Origin of the sequence: Streptomyces niveus, from assembly GCF_001723055.1 — a bacterium.
Classification (GTDB): Bacteria; Actinomycetota; Actinomycetes; order Streptomycetales; family Streptomycetaceae; genus Streptomyces; species Streptomyces niveus.
The window spans coordinates 1-12,305 of sequence record NZ_MDCR01000316.1 but is presented as its reverse complement, the minus strand read 5'-3'; the positions used below and the strand labels follow the sequence as shown (position 1 = coordinate 12,305).

The window sequence follows — 12,305 nt, the reverse complement described above, 5'->3', positions numbered from 1 at the left end:
GCTGAACGGCGCGCGGGATCGCCGGACGGGACTGACGACCCCGTCCGGCGATTGAGAACGGACCGCCCACCAGGCGGACCCGCCACAGACCGGCCACCGGGCCAGGGGTCAGGGAGAGGGCCTACCGGACGTCCGGCGGTCGCTGGCGCGGCATGTTCGGGCGGGTGCCCGGGGGGAGCGGGAAGCGCCCCGGGTGCGGACCGCCGGCCTCCGCCCGCCCCGAACCCCCCATCGCCGACGACTGCGCCACCAGCGGCGCGGGCCCGGCCCGGTGCTCCACCATCCAGTCCGCCGTCTCGGCCCGTACCAGCTCCGTGAGGTCCTCCGAGAACCGCCGCAGCACCCCCAGGCACCGCTCGGCCGCCTCGCTCGCCGTGCCGTCCGTCGGGCCGAGCACCTCCCGTACGCACTCCGACGCCCAGTCGTACTGGAGCGCCTGCAACCGCCGCTCCACCGCCTGTGACGTCGCCACGTTCCGCATCCAGCCCGACGTCACCCCGAAATACCGGTCGCAGCCCAGCGACGCCGCCGCCAGCAGCAGCGCCAGATATCCCCAGCCGGTCGCCGCCTCGCCCAGCGTGCCCGTCAGGTCGAGCAGCGGCAGCGTCGCGCCCGCGACCACGCCCAGCGCCGTCGCGGCCCGCAGGGCACGCGCGCAGCGGCGCTTGCGGGCGCGCTGCGCGTGGTAGCGGGCGACCGTACGCAGCGCGCCGGTCTCCGCCCACCGGTACAGCTCGTCGAGCCGCTGCGCGGGCTCGCTCCAGTCCCCGGCGGGGAAGACCCCGGAGACGGCCCCCCACGGCACGGCCCCCGGTCTCGGCCCGCCCGCGCTCCCGCTCCCGTTCACACCGCCCGGCGCACCCCGTGCCCCCTCGTCCCGGGCCGGCCCCCCGGGCTGCATGTCCGGCTGGCTCACCCGGGTACTCCTCTGCGTAACGGCGTGGCTGAGTGGAAGATGGAACCGTGGAACGGAATCGCGGATAGGAACGCGTACCGCACTTCCTACCGCCGAATGGTGGGCCCCGCGCCCGAAATCCGGGCGCTTCCCCCGCGTGGGGGCCGTGATCAGGTAGAGGAGCCGGGCACTCTCACTCGAAAGAGTTCGTTCCTGTGGGGTAGGACGGCCTGCTGGGTGACCACGTAGGCTCGACCTGCCGAACATCCGACGTCGATTTGCCAGGAGTGACCGTGATTCCCGGTGGTGGCCAGCCCAACATGCAGGAGATCCTCCAGCAGGCCCAGAAGATGCAGCAGGACCTCGCGGCGGCCCAGGAGGAGCTGGCCGCCACCGAGGTCGACGGCCAGTCCGGCGGCGGTCTCGTGAAGGCCACCGTGAACGGCTCCGGGGAGCTGCGCGGCCTCGTCATCGACCCCAAGGCGGTCGACCCCGACGACACGGAGACGCTCGCCGATCTCGTGATCGCGGCCGTCCAGGCGGCGAACGAGAACGCGCAGCAGCTCCAGCAGGAGAAGCTCGGCCCGCTGGCCCAGGGCCTCGGCGGAATGCCGGGCCTCCCCTTCTAGCCGGGCGCCGCAACAACTACCGTACGAGCACCACGAGTACCGACCGACCGAGTTCCAGGAAAGGCAATCCGTTGTACGAAGGCGTGGTCCAGGACCTCATCGACGAACTGGGCAGACTGCCCGGCGTCGGTCCCAAGAGCGCGCAGCGGATCGCCTTCCACATCCTCCAGGCCGAACCGACCGACGTCCGCCGCCTCGCGCACTCCCTGCTCGAAGTGAAGGACAAGGTCCGCTTCTGCGCGGTGTGCGGGAACGTGGCGCAGGAGGAGCGCTGCGGCATCTGCCGTGACGCGCGCCGCGATCTGACGGTCATCTGTGTCGTCGAGGAACCCAAGGACGTCGTCGCCATCGAGCGGACCCGCGAGTTCCGCGGCAAGTACCACGTGCTCGGCGGTGCGATCAGCCCCATCGAGGGCGTGGGCCCCGACGACCTGCGGATCCGTGAGCTGCTGGCCCGTCTCGCCGACGGTACGGTCACCGAACTGATCCTGGCGACCGATCCCAACCTGGAGGGCGAGGCCACCGCCACCTACCTCGCCCGCATGATCAAACCGATGGGCCTGCGGGTCACGCGCCTTGCCAGCGGTCTCCCCGTGGGGGGCGACCTGGAATACGCCGACGAGGTCACGCTGGGGCGTGCCTTCGAGGGGAGACGACTTCTCGATGTCTGACGCCACGCTGCACTCCACCACACAGGACCCGGACGACTTCGCGGTCCAGATCGCCGACCAGGTCGAGAGCTTCATCGTCGCGGTCTCGGAGGTCGCGAAGGGCGACGAGCCCGACAGCGCCGTGCCCTTCCTGCTCCTTGAGGTCTCCCAACTGCTCCTGGCCGGCGGCCGGCTGGGCGCGCACGAGGACATCCTTCCCGACGAGCGGTACGAGCCCGACCTGGGCCCGGAGCCGGACGTCGACGACCTGCGCGAGCGCTTCGCGGCGATGCTTGAGCCGATCGACGTGTACTCGGAGGTCTTCGACCCGTACGAGCCCCGCAAGGCGCCGGTCCCGTGCCGTATCTCCGACGACCTGGCCGACATCGTCGCCGACCTGCGCCACGGCATGGCCCACTACCGCGCGGGCCGGACCACCGAGGCGCTGTGGTGGTGGCAGTTCTCGTACTTCTCCAACTGGGGCTCCACGGCCTCGGCCGCCCTCCGCGCCCTCCAGTCCCTGGTGGCCCACGTCCGCCTCGACCAGCCCCTCCCGGCACTCGACGGCCTGGACACGGACCAGGACCTGGGCGAGGACGCGCTGGCGGAGGAGGCGGGCAAGGTGATGGCGGAGGAGCTGGGCGCGCTGGGTATGCGCCCGGTCGCGGACCCGGCCTGACCGCGCCGAACTGGTCCGCTCCGCGCGGGAGTTGCGCCGCGTACGTATCTGACCCGGCCGTGCGGCCGATCTGAGAGCGCGAGCTCTTGCGTACGCCGTACACGGCTGCTACGGGCTGCGGAAATTCTTCGCCGCTGATCCACTTTTCGCTTGCCTCCGGCACGGGGTGCCCCGCTAGCGTCACTCAGAGGGCACGACAGTTGTGCACGGGGTGACCGAAAACGGGGGACCAGTGTTGTATGCGCAGATACGGCGGACGCGACCGAGTCGCGACGTCCATTACATCCAGACCGAGTTGGGCCCGATCCGCACGATCCCGTTGGCGCCCTCCCCGGACATCCCGGACGACAAGTGCCCGGCGCGGCGCAAGGAATGGTGGGACGGCCTGAGCGAGGACCAGCGCCGGGAGTACCTGGCCGTCGCGCCGGACCTGATCGGCAACCTCGACGGAATCCCCGCACTGGTGCGCGACGCGGCGAACCGCGCGTATCTGCCGGTGCTGATCGACTCGCTGGCACAGCAGAGCGGCCCCGAAGCCCGGACCAAGCTGGAGGGCCTGCGCGCGATCGAGCGGACCCTGGCCACCCCGCGGATGTACCTGCTGGGCATCGGCGACGAGGCCACCGGCCGCGCCATCGTCTCGTACGGCAACCCGGACACGTCGAAGACGGTCACGACGCACGTGCCGGACCCGGGAACCAGACTGAACGCCGATTTCGCGGGAGAAACCCTGCGCCGCACCCTGACCGCACGAGCCCAGCCCCCGTCCAGCGCCGCCATCATCTGGCTGACCACCGACACGGCCCGGGAAACCCCCGCGTACGCCGAGTTCCTGAGCGGCCTGGCAGCCACCAACACGGCCGGCGAACAGTCATCGTGACGGCGGTGCGGGGGTGAGTTCGTCGCGGGGGCGATCTGAGAGCCGATGCTCTTGCGCGCCGCGTACCGCTGCTGCTACGGGCTGTGACATGTATTCGCTCGTTGATCCACTTTTCGCTTGCGTCCGGTACGGGGTGTTCCGCTAGCGTCACCGAGGAGGCACAACGGATGTGCGTGGAGTGACCAACTCGGGGGAAAGCAGTGCCGTATTCGCAGGGGTGGCAGGACGTGTTCACGCTCTCGGAGCTGCCGACGCCAACGGGGGATCCGGGAACCGCTATGGCGCTGGCCTCCGTGGACACTGGCGGTGCGGGCGGTGGCACCGGCGGTCTGAAACACAGTGCTGGCCCCTGGACCAGTGCGTCCGGCACCGCCGACTCGCTGCGCACCAGCACCGAGAAGAGCCGCGGCCGTCTGCGTCCCGCGCACGAGGGCGTCGCGGCCGGCGCGGTGGGGTTCTCGGCGGTGCAGGCGCTGACCGAGGTCCTTGAATCGTGGGAGAAGCGGCTGGTCTCCGTGCGGGGTGAATGCGGCTACCTGGACGGGGCGTTGGGGAAGGTCGCCAAGGAGATGGGCGAGACCGACGGCAAGGTCGAGAAGTCCGTACGGTCCGTGGACTCGGGTGAGCGCCGGTGACGGGCACGGCACTGACGTGGCAGCAACTGCGTGATCTGAAAAGGCCGGAGTTCGAGGACGCCGGCGACGGCTGGCACGAGGTCTCCGGGAGGGCCGACGCGGACCGCGTCAGGACCGACAAGGCGATGACGGCGAAGCTGCGTGACACACAGGACAGCGAGTCCGCGAAGGCGGCCCTCGCGAGGCTGGAGCGGCTGAGCCGCAACTACGAGTACATTCACACCGAGTCGGGCCTGGTGCGCACGACACTGAATGGTCTCGCCGCAGAACTGGCCGACCCACAGCGTGAGTTGACACAGGCCCTGGAAGAGGCGGCTGGACTGAAGTTCACCGTCCACGAGGATGCCTCGATCAGCTACCCGTCCGCCGTCGTCTGCGGCAACCCGCAGTTCGGCGAGACGGGCGAGAAGAAGGTGCCCGGCGGCACGGCACAGGGCAGCTCCCGGTTTCCCCTGGAGTCGAACCCCGGGCTGAACGGGGAGCCCGGATTCGACTACAACCCCAATCCGAACGCCGCGATGGCCCAGGCCATCGCGGACCGTATCGCGCGGGCGGTGCGCTCGGCCGCCGAGATCGACCGTCGGTACGCGAGCGCACTGCGCAAACTCAAAGCGGCGGCGGGACTTGATGTCACCAAGGCCATGTTGAAAGACATGGCCGGTGACGCGTCGGCCGTACGCACAGCCGCCAAGGACTATCTCGCGGACAACGTCCCCTTCGAGAAGTCCCCGGCCGAGCGCAAGGAGTGGTGGGACGGGCTGACCGAGGAGCAGCGTCGGGGGTACCTGGATGTGGCCCCGGACCTGGTCGGGAACCTCGACGGAATCCCGGCCCTGGCGCGCGACGAGGCGAACCGGAACTACCTTCCCGTGCTGATCGACTCGTTGGAGAGGCAGGGCGGCGACGATGCCGAGACCAAGCTGGGCGGGCTCCGGGCGATTGAGGAAAAGCTGGGCAAGCCGACAATCCCGCCGATGTATCTGCTGGGCATCGGCGACGAGGGCAACGGCCGCGCCATCGTGTCGTACGGAAACCCGGACACGTCGAAAAATGTCTCGGCGTATGTGCCGGGGCTGGGTACCAAGTTGGACGGAGAATTCGCCGGGGGGACTGTGCAGCGGGCGTTGGATACCGCGATTGGCGCGCAAGGGCACGACCCGTCCAGCGCCTCCATCGTCTGGCTCGGCTACGACGCCCCGCAGAACGTGGACGTCATAAGTACGGGCGATGCCGAGCGAGGAGCCCCCGCCTACAACGAATTCATGAACGGGCTGGGAGTCACCAATGAGAACAAGGACCCGCATCTGACGGCGATCGGCCACTCCTACGGTTCGCTGACCGTCGGAACAGCGGCTCAGCAGAACGGTGGCATTCCGGGCGCTGACGACATCATTCTGCTCGGCAGCCCAGGTGTCGGGGTCGACAAGGCGGAGGATCTCGGTGTTGGCAAGGAGCATGTCTATGTCGGAGCGGCCGATAACGACCTGGTGACACAGCTCCCCTCGAAGCAACAGACCGGAGTGGGCTTCATCGGTGCAGGTGCCGGACCGTTGGGTGCCTACCTTCTTGGCGACATCGCCGACCAAGGTGACGACGACCTCTATTTCGGCAAAGACCCGGCCAGTAAGGCATTCGGCGCGAATCGGTTCCTGGTAGGCGACGGACCACACCCCATTCTGGATATGGGCGGGGTCGACGCTCACTCTGAATACTTCACGCCGGACAAGGACAGGGTGTCGGCCAATAATATCGCTCTGATCGTCGCCGGAGTACCCGAAGAAATCAAGACGGAGGAGTGGCGGTGAAACGAGCGGCGGTGTGGATTCCGGCTCTCCTTCTGGTGGGCGGGCTGCTCGCTGGATGTGGAATGTTGGGAGAGGAGAAGAAGGGAGTGGCTGCGACGATGAATATGCAGGACGCGGCGGAACATGCGGACGGCATGCTTGATGCGACGTTCGGGGCGATGAAGCCGGAGGTCCAGTGGGCCCATGGTCAGACATCCTCTGGTAATTGTGATCTCACCCGCCGCCGGACAGTAATGACCATCATCTCCGAGGAGCGGCGCGGGAATTTCCTCGGCATGGTTGAGCGGTTCTGGAACAAGAGCGGTTACGAGATCTTTTCCGTGAACGAGAGTAAAGAGCGTCCCGCCATCTTTGCCAGAACGTCGGACGGGTTCGGGATCAGCCTGATCGTCGGCTACAAGGGCCAGGTGTTCTTCGACGTCGACAGCCCCTGCGTGGACGAATCCGACGTCGCCGACCCCACCGCCGCACCCAACGGCCCCGCCTACGAGGGTGTTGCGCTGCCTCGCCCCAACGTGCGCTCGGACTTCTGGTCCGCCGAGACCCCTGTCGCGTCGCCGTCCCCCTGGGCGGGCACTTCGGCGTGATATCGCGGCGACCCGAACTCGGCCGGTCGGCGACACTTCACCCGCGTTCAGCAACCCGGGTGGCGGAGGACCGGTCGCAGGGGCAAAGTGGAATGCCAGCTTTTCTCACTCTGACCGTCCGACCTTCGAGGAGTGAACAGTTGTGAGTGGACAGTTCGAAGCAGTGACCGAGATCGACCGGCCGATCGAGGAAGTCTTCGCGTATCTGGCGGAGGGCACGAACGATCCGGAGTTCAGCCCCCGCGTACAGAACATCACCAAGGAGCCGGCTGGGCCCACCGCCGTCGGCACAGTGTTCCGGAGCACGGTGAAGGACGCGGGGATGAAGACTCGGCGCGAGCTACGGATCACCGAGCTGGAGGCGCCCTCCAGAGTCCGCTGGGCCGAGACCTCGAAGAACATGGTGACGTCCCGCGAGGGCGGTTACGACCTGGAGGCGATCTCGGACGGGAGGACGCGGGTGCGGCTGTTCAACGTCCTGGAAGGCCATGGCATCGGCAAACTGCTGGAGGGAATCGCCCTCGGCGCGGCCCGCAAGGACGCCCCCGGCTTCGGCGAGCGCATCAAGAAGGCGGTGGAGGCGTCCCGGCCGGCTTGAGGTCCAGCTCGAACCACACGTACTTCCCGAACGGCCGCTCGTCCGTACCCCATCGCGACGCGATCGCCTCAACCAGCAGCAGCCCGCGCCCGGTCTGGTCGTCGTCGGCCGGGTGACGGAGCCGGGGGCGCCGGCGGTTGGCGTCGTGGCACTCCACGCGTACGCGGTGCTCGTCCGCACCGACCTTGACCAGTAACGCCCCGCCGGCGGGCACCCTGTGGCGTACGGCGTTGGTCGCCAGCTCCGAGACGCAGAGCAGTACGTCGTCGAGGGCGGACCGGTCGATGGCGGCGTCGGCCGCGTCGATGACTTCCCGCGTGAAGGCGCGGGCGGCGGGTACGGACGCGTCCGAGCGCGTGAATCGCCTGGATGTGGTGAGCATGATCACAGGTTGCTGAAAGTTGGTTACGCTCGGAAGTGACGAATGGGATACACGGTGCCGTGTATCAGTCGGAGGTGCGGCCTGTGTCGGTCCAGAATCCCCAGCCACCCGGTACGTGGCGCTACTGCGGCAACCAACTCCTGCGCTGGCGTACACAGTCGGGCATGAGCCGCGAGGAACTCGCCGCCGCGACGAACTACGCGGCAGCGACGATCAAGGCCATGGAGCAGGGCGTACGAATGCCGACGCCGCGCCTGCTGGACCAGGCGGACGATCTGTTCCAGGCGAGCGGGAAGCTGAGCGCGGCGAAGGATTACTTGCGGCGGGAGAAGTTCCCGGCGAAGTACCAGGACTTCATGGACCGTGAGGCGGAGGCGATCAGCCTCTGGTGGTACGAAGTGACCTTGATTCCCGGTCTGTTGCAGACAGAGGCCTATGCGCGGAGCCTGATCGGCAAGTTCACGCCGCCGCTTGATGAAGCGACGGTGGAGGAGCGCGTCGCGGGCCGGTTGGAACGTCGGTCAATCTTTGCTCGCAAGCCCCCGGTGTCGCTCAGCTTTGTGATCTTTGAAGCCGCGCTCCGTATGCCACAGGTGGACTAAGAGCAGCGACGTCACCTCCTCGACATGGGGAAACAGAGCAACGTCACCATCCAAGTTCTGACTTACGACCAAGCGATCTCGGTAGCTCTGAACGGCCCTCTGGTGCTACTTGAGACCCGAGACCATGAGCGCCTGGCATTCTCGGAGGGACAGTCTGTGAGCCAGCTGACCTCCGAACCGGAAGTGGTCAGTTCGTACTCGGAGGGGCTTAGCATGATCCGGGCCGTGGCTCTCAGCCCCGCTGAGTCGGCCCGTTTCATCGAGCGGATGGCGGAAGAGCTATGACCGAGCGTCTGGCGTGGTTCAAGTCCAGTTACAGCAACGGCGAAGGCGGAGCCTGCGTCGAAGTCGCCCTGGCCTGGCGGAAGTCCACGTACAGCGACCGTGAGGACGCCAGTTGCGTCGAAGTCGCCGCCTGCCCCAGTACCGTCCACGTCCGGGACTCCAAGCTCACCGACAGCCCCGAGCTGGCCCTTCCCGCACCTGCCTGGAGCGCCTTCGTCTCGTACGCGCGCCGCTAGTACCCGTAGGTCGTGGCGACCGCCATCAGGAACGTTGCCTGAGCGGCCAGTTGGATTACGTGCGCCCTCACGCCATGGCCTTGCGCGGGACGCAGAGGGCGGTCACCCAGGCGATGCCGGCGACGACGAGGCTTCCCTGGTACAGCCAGTCGGGGTTGCTGCCGCATCCGCCATAGGTGAGGCACCTGCCGCCCTCGCCGGTGACGGCGAGGAGCCCCGCCAGAATCGTCGCGGGCACCATCAACAAGGCAGAGATCGTGGCCCACTTACGGAGCCGGCGGGTGGCCTGGGCGGTGGTCGGGTCGGCGTTCATGGTGTCGATCATTGCCGCAGGTCGTCCCGGAGCTTGAACCCCGGGCTTCGGGCCCTTTTTGAATGAGTGGGTGGAAGAGGGAGGGAACCAACCCCCCTCCCAAGTCCCCCGCTGACGAGGCGATATAACTATCAGTGGTCAGCTTGCGCCGTTGCGTATTGACGGTTTAGCGTTCATGGCATTAAGCGGCCCCGGCAGGTGCAGCAACACCAACTCCGGGGCCTGACCAACGGATCGAAAGAGACTCGATCGTGGATTCCACAGAGTTTAGTGCTGCTCTGCGCGCGCCCGCACACCCGTCGGCCAAGCCCGGCTACGGCAAGCGCTCCGCGCCCGGCCAACATCCCCGTACCGCAGCCGACTTCGCACATCTGCGCCCGAGAGAAGCGGCGATCGCCGCGTACATCGACCGCCTGCCCGAAGGCGCGGCGATCGGCTACAAGCCCCTCGCGGCGAACGTCGCCGACTACGGCCAGCAGGCATGCGCCAAGGCACTCAAGTTCCTGTCGCACGAGGGGCATCTGCGGCTGGTGAAGGAACATCTGTGCACGGCGGACAACAGCTTCCGCTGGGTGACGCGGACCTACTTCTCACGGACGTCGAGGGACGACGAGTGGTGGAAGGCGTACGTGGACAGCCTGCGCGGGATCGACCTCACGGAGCTGGAGCGACGGCAGCGCGGGGAGGCGCCGGCGGGGGAGCCCGTACAGGAGCCCGAGCGCGCCCCCGCCGCGCTTCAGGAGCCTTCTGCCGCGTACCGGGCCCTCGCCCGCCTGGGGCGTACCGAACCTCGTATGACCCTGTCCGCCACCGAGTGTGCCGCGCTCGAACCGCTCGCCGCGCAGTGGCTGGCGCGCGGCGTGACGGAGGACCACCTGATCCGTTCGCTGACCGGCGGGCTGCCGCATCCGCTGCACAGCCCTGGCGCGATCGCCCGCAAACGACTGGAGACCAAGATGCCGCCCGAGCCGTACGAGGCACCCGAATACATCACCCGAGCCGTCATGGTCTGCATGGGCTGCGAGGAGCCCGAGAACGTCGTGACGCTGGTCCACGGCATGTGCCTCGACTGCAACGAGGAGATGGCGGCGTACGACGCTGCCGAGGAGACGGGCCTGGTCATCGACGCGGTCCCGGACACCTTCCGCGCCGTCCCGGCCAAACAGGAGGTCGCCCGCCGCGCCGACGCCCTGCGCGCGGCGGCCGGCTTCAAAACCCGCCCGATCCCGCGCCCGGCCCACGGCGAACTCGTGCAGGCCTTCTCAAGCGACGGCGCGGAACTGCTGCGGGCGGCCGAATGAGCGTCCACGAGATGCCGGTCGGGGCACCATGGAGGGGAGGAGGCGACGCCATGACCCCCAGGACCCCCGCCCGGCCGCAGATGTCCGTCGACGAGTTCGAGGAGCTTGCCCGACGTGCGCCAGAAATGGTGCGGCTGGAATTCATCAACGGAAAGGTCCAGGTCAAGCCGGTGCCGGACGGTAACCACGGCGCGATTGTCATGTGGCTGCTCAAGCAGTGCATGCGGCAGCGGCCCGAACTGTCGCTTTACCCGGAGCAGGGGCTGAAGGTTGAGGCGTACCGAAAGGGGCGCGCCCGCCCCGACGGTGCTCTGGCCCCTGACGAGAACTTCGTCGGACAGGGAGAGTGGGCCGAGCCGGCCGGTGTCCTGATGACCGTCGAGGTCACCTCCCGTGATGCGGACACAAACCGCCGCGACCGCGTCGAGAAACCGGACGGCTATGCGGGGGCCACTATTCCCATCTATCTCCTCGTCGACCGTGACGCCCGTTCCCTCACCGTGCACGCCGAGCCGAAGAACGGTGAGTACCGCAGCAGGATGACGTACGACTTCGGCGAAGTCGTCGAGCTTCCCGAACCGGTCGGCATCACGCTGGAGACCGAGAAGCTCAAGGATTACGCGGACTGACGGTCGCCGGACCTGGGCCGAGCGCGGGTGGGTGGGATGGCATTGTTCCCAGCCGCGCGTCGCTAGTTGCCGTAGGTTGTGACGACCGCCATCAGGAACGTTCCCTGCGCGGCCAGTTGGAGCACGTACGCGCTCCCGCCGACCGTCTTGTGCGGGACGCAGAGGACCGTCACCCAGGCGATGGCGGCGGTCAGGAGGCTGCCCTGGTAAAGCCAGTGGGGGTTGGTGTCGCAGCCGCCGTAGGTGAGGCATCTGCCGGCGTGTTCGCCTGTGACGGCGAGGAGGCCCGCCAGAATCGTCGCGGGTACCAGCAGCAAGGCGGATACGGTGGCCCACTTGCGGAGTCGGCGGGTGGCCGGGGCCGGGATCGGGTCGTTCATGGGTTGATCAAAGCGGGCGGGGGCGTCCGGCGCATGAGCGCGGCTACTCAGGTGACTGACAGAGGGGGCAGACGTGGCCGGGATCGAAGTGGGCCTCGTACGGCGACTGTTGGACGCCCAGTTTCCGCAGTGGAGCGGGCTGGGGCTGGTGCGGCTGGCCGACGGGGGGGCCGATCACGTGATCTTCCGGCTCGGTGGCGACATGGCCGTACGGCTGCCGAGAGGCACCTGGGCCGCCGGGCAGGCGCGGAAGGAGCATGTGTGGCTGCCCCGGCTCGCGGGCGAGTTGCCGTTGGACACGCCCGTGCCGCTCGGGCTCGGGGTGCCCGGGCTCGGGTATCCGTACCACTGGTCCGTCGCGCGGTGGCTGGAGGGGGACGTCGCGACGGCGGACGGGTTCGCCGATCCGGCGGGGGCCGCCGTACAACTGGCGGATTTCCTCAAGGGACTTCAGAGAATCCCGGTGCCGGACGCCGGGCACGGGCTCAGCCGGTGGTCGCTCGTCGGGCGCGACGAGGCGACCCGTACCGCCATCAGGGCCAGCACCGGCGGCGTCCTCGCCGACGCCATGACGCGCGTGTGGGACGCCGCGCTGGCGGCCCCGGCGTGGGACGGCGCGCCCGTCTGGTTCCACGGGGACTTCCACACCGGCAATCTGCTCACCGTCGACGGGCACCTCAGCGCCGTCATCGACTTCGGCGGGCTCGGCGTCGGTGACCCCGCCTGTGACCTGATGGTCGCCTGGACCACCCTCTCGGCCGAGACCCGGCCCGTCTTCCGCGCGGCTCTCGGTGTGGACGACGCCACGTGGGCGCGCGG

The 12,305-nt window shown here is 68.4% G+C and carries 16 protein-coding genes and 1 pseudogene; 13 read left to right on the top strand and 4 right to left on the bottom strand.

Annotated features, from left to right (window positions below):
- Window positions 1-121: 121 nt before the first annotated feature.
- The gene (locus tag BHU15_RS30145; RefSeq protein WP_069630053.1) at window positions 122-916 is read right to left on the bottom strand and encodes an SLATT domain-containing protein; all 795 of its coding nucleotides are present in this window, start codon (window positions 914-916) and stop codon (window positions 122-124) included.
- Window positions 917-1,188: 272 nt separating this feature from the next.
- Here BHU15_RS30145 and BHU15_RS30140 point away from each other — a divergent pair, with 272 nt between their 5' ends.
- The 8 genes from BHU15_RS30140 to BHU15_RS30105 all read left to right on the top strand — a co-directional run bounded on the left by BHU15_RS30140 (window position 1,189) and on the right by BHU15_RS30105 (window position 7,358).
- Window positions 1,189-1,524 (top strand): YbaB/EbfC family nucleoid-associated protein, encoded by a 336-nt coding sequence (locus BHU15_RS30140; RefSeq protein ID WP_079128466.1) that lies wholly within the window; start codon window positions 1,189-1,191, stop codon window positions 1,522-1,524.
- 71 nt (window positions 1,525-1,595) lie between these two features.
- A complete protein-coding gene (gene recR / locus BHU15_RS30135) occupies window positions 1,596-2,195 on the top strand; it encodes a recombination mediator RecR (protein WP_023539771.1) in 600 nt (199 codons plus the stop codon).
- Window positions 2,188-2,853 carry a DUF5063 domain-containing protein gene (locus tag BHU15_RS30130; protein WP_069630051.1) on the top strand — a complete coding sequence of 222 codons (666 nt, stop codon included), beginning with the start codon at window positions 2,188-2,190 and terminating at the stop codon, window positions 2,851-2,853. Before recR ends, BHU15_RS30130 begins: the two co-directional genes overlap by 8 nt.
- 295 nt (window positions 2,854-3,148) lie before the next feature.
- On the top strand, window positions 3,149-3,733 hold the full coding sequence (locus BHU15_RS30125; protein WP_069630050.1) for a hypothetical protein: 585 nt from the start codon (window positions 3,149-3,151) through the stop codon (window positions 3,731-3,733).
- A gap of 278 nt (window positions 3,734-4,011) precedes the next feature.
- Window positions 4,012-4,368 carry a hypothetical protein gene (locus tag BHU15_RS30120; protein WP_107422959.1) on the top strand — a complete coding sequence of 119 codons (357 nt, stop codon included), beginning with the start codon at window positions 4,012-4,014 and terminating at the stop codon, window positions 4,366-4,368.
- Complete coding sequence (locus BHU15_RS30115) at window positions 4,365-6,173, top strand: alpha/beta hydrolase (RefSeq protein ID WP_069630048.1); 1,809 nt, start codon at window positions 4,365-4,367, stop codon at window positions 6,171-6,173. The genes BHU15_RS30120 and BHU15_RS30115 overlap by 4 nt, the downstream gene beginning before the upstream one ends.
- 62 nt (window positions 6,174-6,235) lie before the next feature.
- Complete coding sequence (locus tag BHU15_RS30110) at window positions 6,236-6,760, top strand: hypothetical protein (RefSeq protein WP_079128465.1); 525 nt, start codon at window positions 6,236-6,238, stop codon at window positions 6,758-6,760.
- A 142-nt stretch (window positions 6,761-6,902) separates the two neighbouring features.
- Window positions 6,903-7,358, top strand: a complete 456-nt coding sequence (locus tag BHU15_RS30105; RefSeq protein WP_069630047.1) for an SRPBCC family protein — start codon at window positions 6,903-6,905, stop codon at window positions 7,356-7,358.
- Here the strand turns inward: BHU15_RS30105 and BHU15_RS30100 are convergent.
- Window positions 7,324-7,740 carry an ATP-binding protein gene (locus tag BHU15_RS30100; protein WP_069630054.1) on the bottom strand — a complete coding sequence of 139 codons (417 nt, stop codon included), beginning with the start codon at window positions 7,738-7,740 and terminating at the stop codon, window positions 7,324-7,326. The two genes, BHU15_RS30105 and BHU15_RS30100, sit on opposite strands and share 35 nt — an antisense overlap.
- Before the next feature lie 35 nt (window positions 7,741-7,775).
- On the opposite strand from BHU15_RS30100, the pseudogene BHU15_RS30095 reads away from it, so the two are divergent.
- Together BHU15_RS30095 and BHU15_RS30090 are read left to right on the top strand one after the other, a co-directional pair.
- Window positions 7,776-8,627: pseudogene (locus BHU15_RS30095) on the top strand (DUF5753 domain-containing protein).
- Entirely contained in the window at window positions 8,624-8,863 is a 240-nt protein-coding gene (locus tag BHU15_RS30090) for a DUF397 domain-containing protein (protein ID WP_069630046.1), read from the top strand. The pseudogene BHU15_RS30095 and the gene BHU15_RS30090 overlap by 4 nt, the downstream one beginning before the upstream one ends.
- Window positions 8,864-8,930: 67 nt before the next feature.
- On the opposite strand, the gene BHU15_RS30085 is transcribed toward BHU15_RS30090, so the two are convergent.
- Window positions 8,931-9,176 (bottom strand): hypothetical protein, encoded by a 246-nt coding sequence (locus BHU15_RS30085; RefSeq protein WP_141726910.1) that lies wholly within the window; start codon window positions 9,174-9,176, stop codon window positions 8,931-8,933.
- A 251-nt stretch (window positions 9,177-9,427) separates the two neighbouring features.
- On the opposite strand from BHU15_RS30085, the gene BHU15_RS30080 reads away from it, so the two are divergent.
- Both BHU15_RS30080 and BHU15_RS30075 read left to right on the top strand, forming a co-directional pair.
- Window positions 9,428-10,477 carry a hypothetical protein gene (locus BHU15_RS30080; protein WP_069630044.1) on the top strand — a complete coding sequence of 350 codons (1,050 nt, stop codon included), beginning with the start codon at window positions 9,428-9,430 and terminating at the stop codon, window positions 10,475-10,477.
- A 50-nt stretch (window positions 10,478-10,527) separates the two neighbouring features.
- The gene (locus BHU15_RS30075; protein ID WP_069630043.1) at window positions 10,528-11,106 is read left to right on the top strand and encodes a Uma2 family endonuclease; all 579 of its coding nucleotides are present in this window, start codon (window positions 10,528-10,530) and stop codon (window positions 11,104-11,106) included.
- A gap of 62 nt (window positions 11,107-11,168) precedes the next feature.
- Here BHU15_RS30075 and BHU15_RS30070 read toward each other — a convergent pair whose 3' ends face one another.
- Window positions 11,169-11,486 (bottom strand): hypothetical protein, encoded by a 318-nt coding sequence (locus BHU15_RS30070; RefSeq protein WP_069630042.1) that lies wholly within the window; start codon window positions 11,484-11,486, stop codon window positions 11,169-11,171.
- Between the two features lie 73 nt (window positions 11,487-11,559).
- On the opposite strand from BHU15_RS30070, the gene BHU15_RS30065 reads away from it, so the two are divergent.
- Window positions 11,560-12,305 (top strand): aminoglycoside phosphotransferase family protein (locus BHU15_RS30065; protein ID WP_069630041.1); only part of this gene is annotated, 746 nt, incomplete at its 3' end.

Coding starts and splice junctions, on each gene's coding strand:
- BHU15_RS30085 (WP_141726910.1), bottom strand. CDS start 9,176: ATGAACGCCGACCCGACCACCGCCCAGGCCACCCGCCGGCTCCGTAAG.
- BHU15_RS30100 (WP_069630054.1), bottom strand. CDS start 7,740: ATGCTCACCACATCCAGGCGATTCACGCGCTCGGACGCGTCCGTACCC.
- BHU15_RS30075 (WP_069630043.1), top strand. CDS start 10,528: ATGACCCCCAGGACCCCCGCCCGGCCGCAGATGTCCGTCGACGAGTTC.
- BHU15_RS30070 (WP_069630042.1), bottom strand. CDS start 11,486: ATGAACGACCCGATCCCGGCCCCGGCCACCCGCCGACTCCGCAAGTGG.
- BHU15_RS30120 (WP_107422959.1), top strand. CDS start 4,012: ATGGCGCTGGCCTCCGTGGACACTGGCGGTGCGGGCGGTGGCACCGGC.
- BHU15_RS30090 (WP_069630046.1), top strand. CDS start 8,624: ATGACCGAGCGTCTGGCGTGGTTCAAGTCCAGTTACAGCAACGGCGAA.
- BHU15_RS30130 (WP_069630051.1), top strand. CDS start 2,188: ATGTCTGACGCCACGCTGCACTCCACCACACAGGACCCGGACGACTTC.
- BHU15_RS30110 (WP_079128465.1), top strand. CDS start 6,236: ATGTTGGGAGAGGAGAAGAAGGGAGTGGCTGCGACGATGAATATGCAG.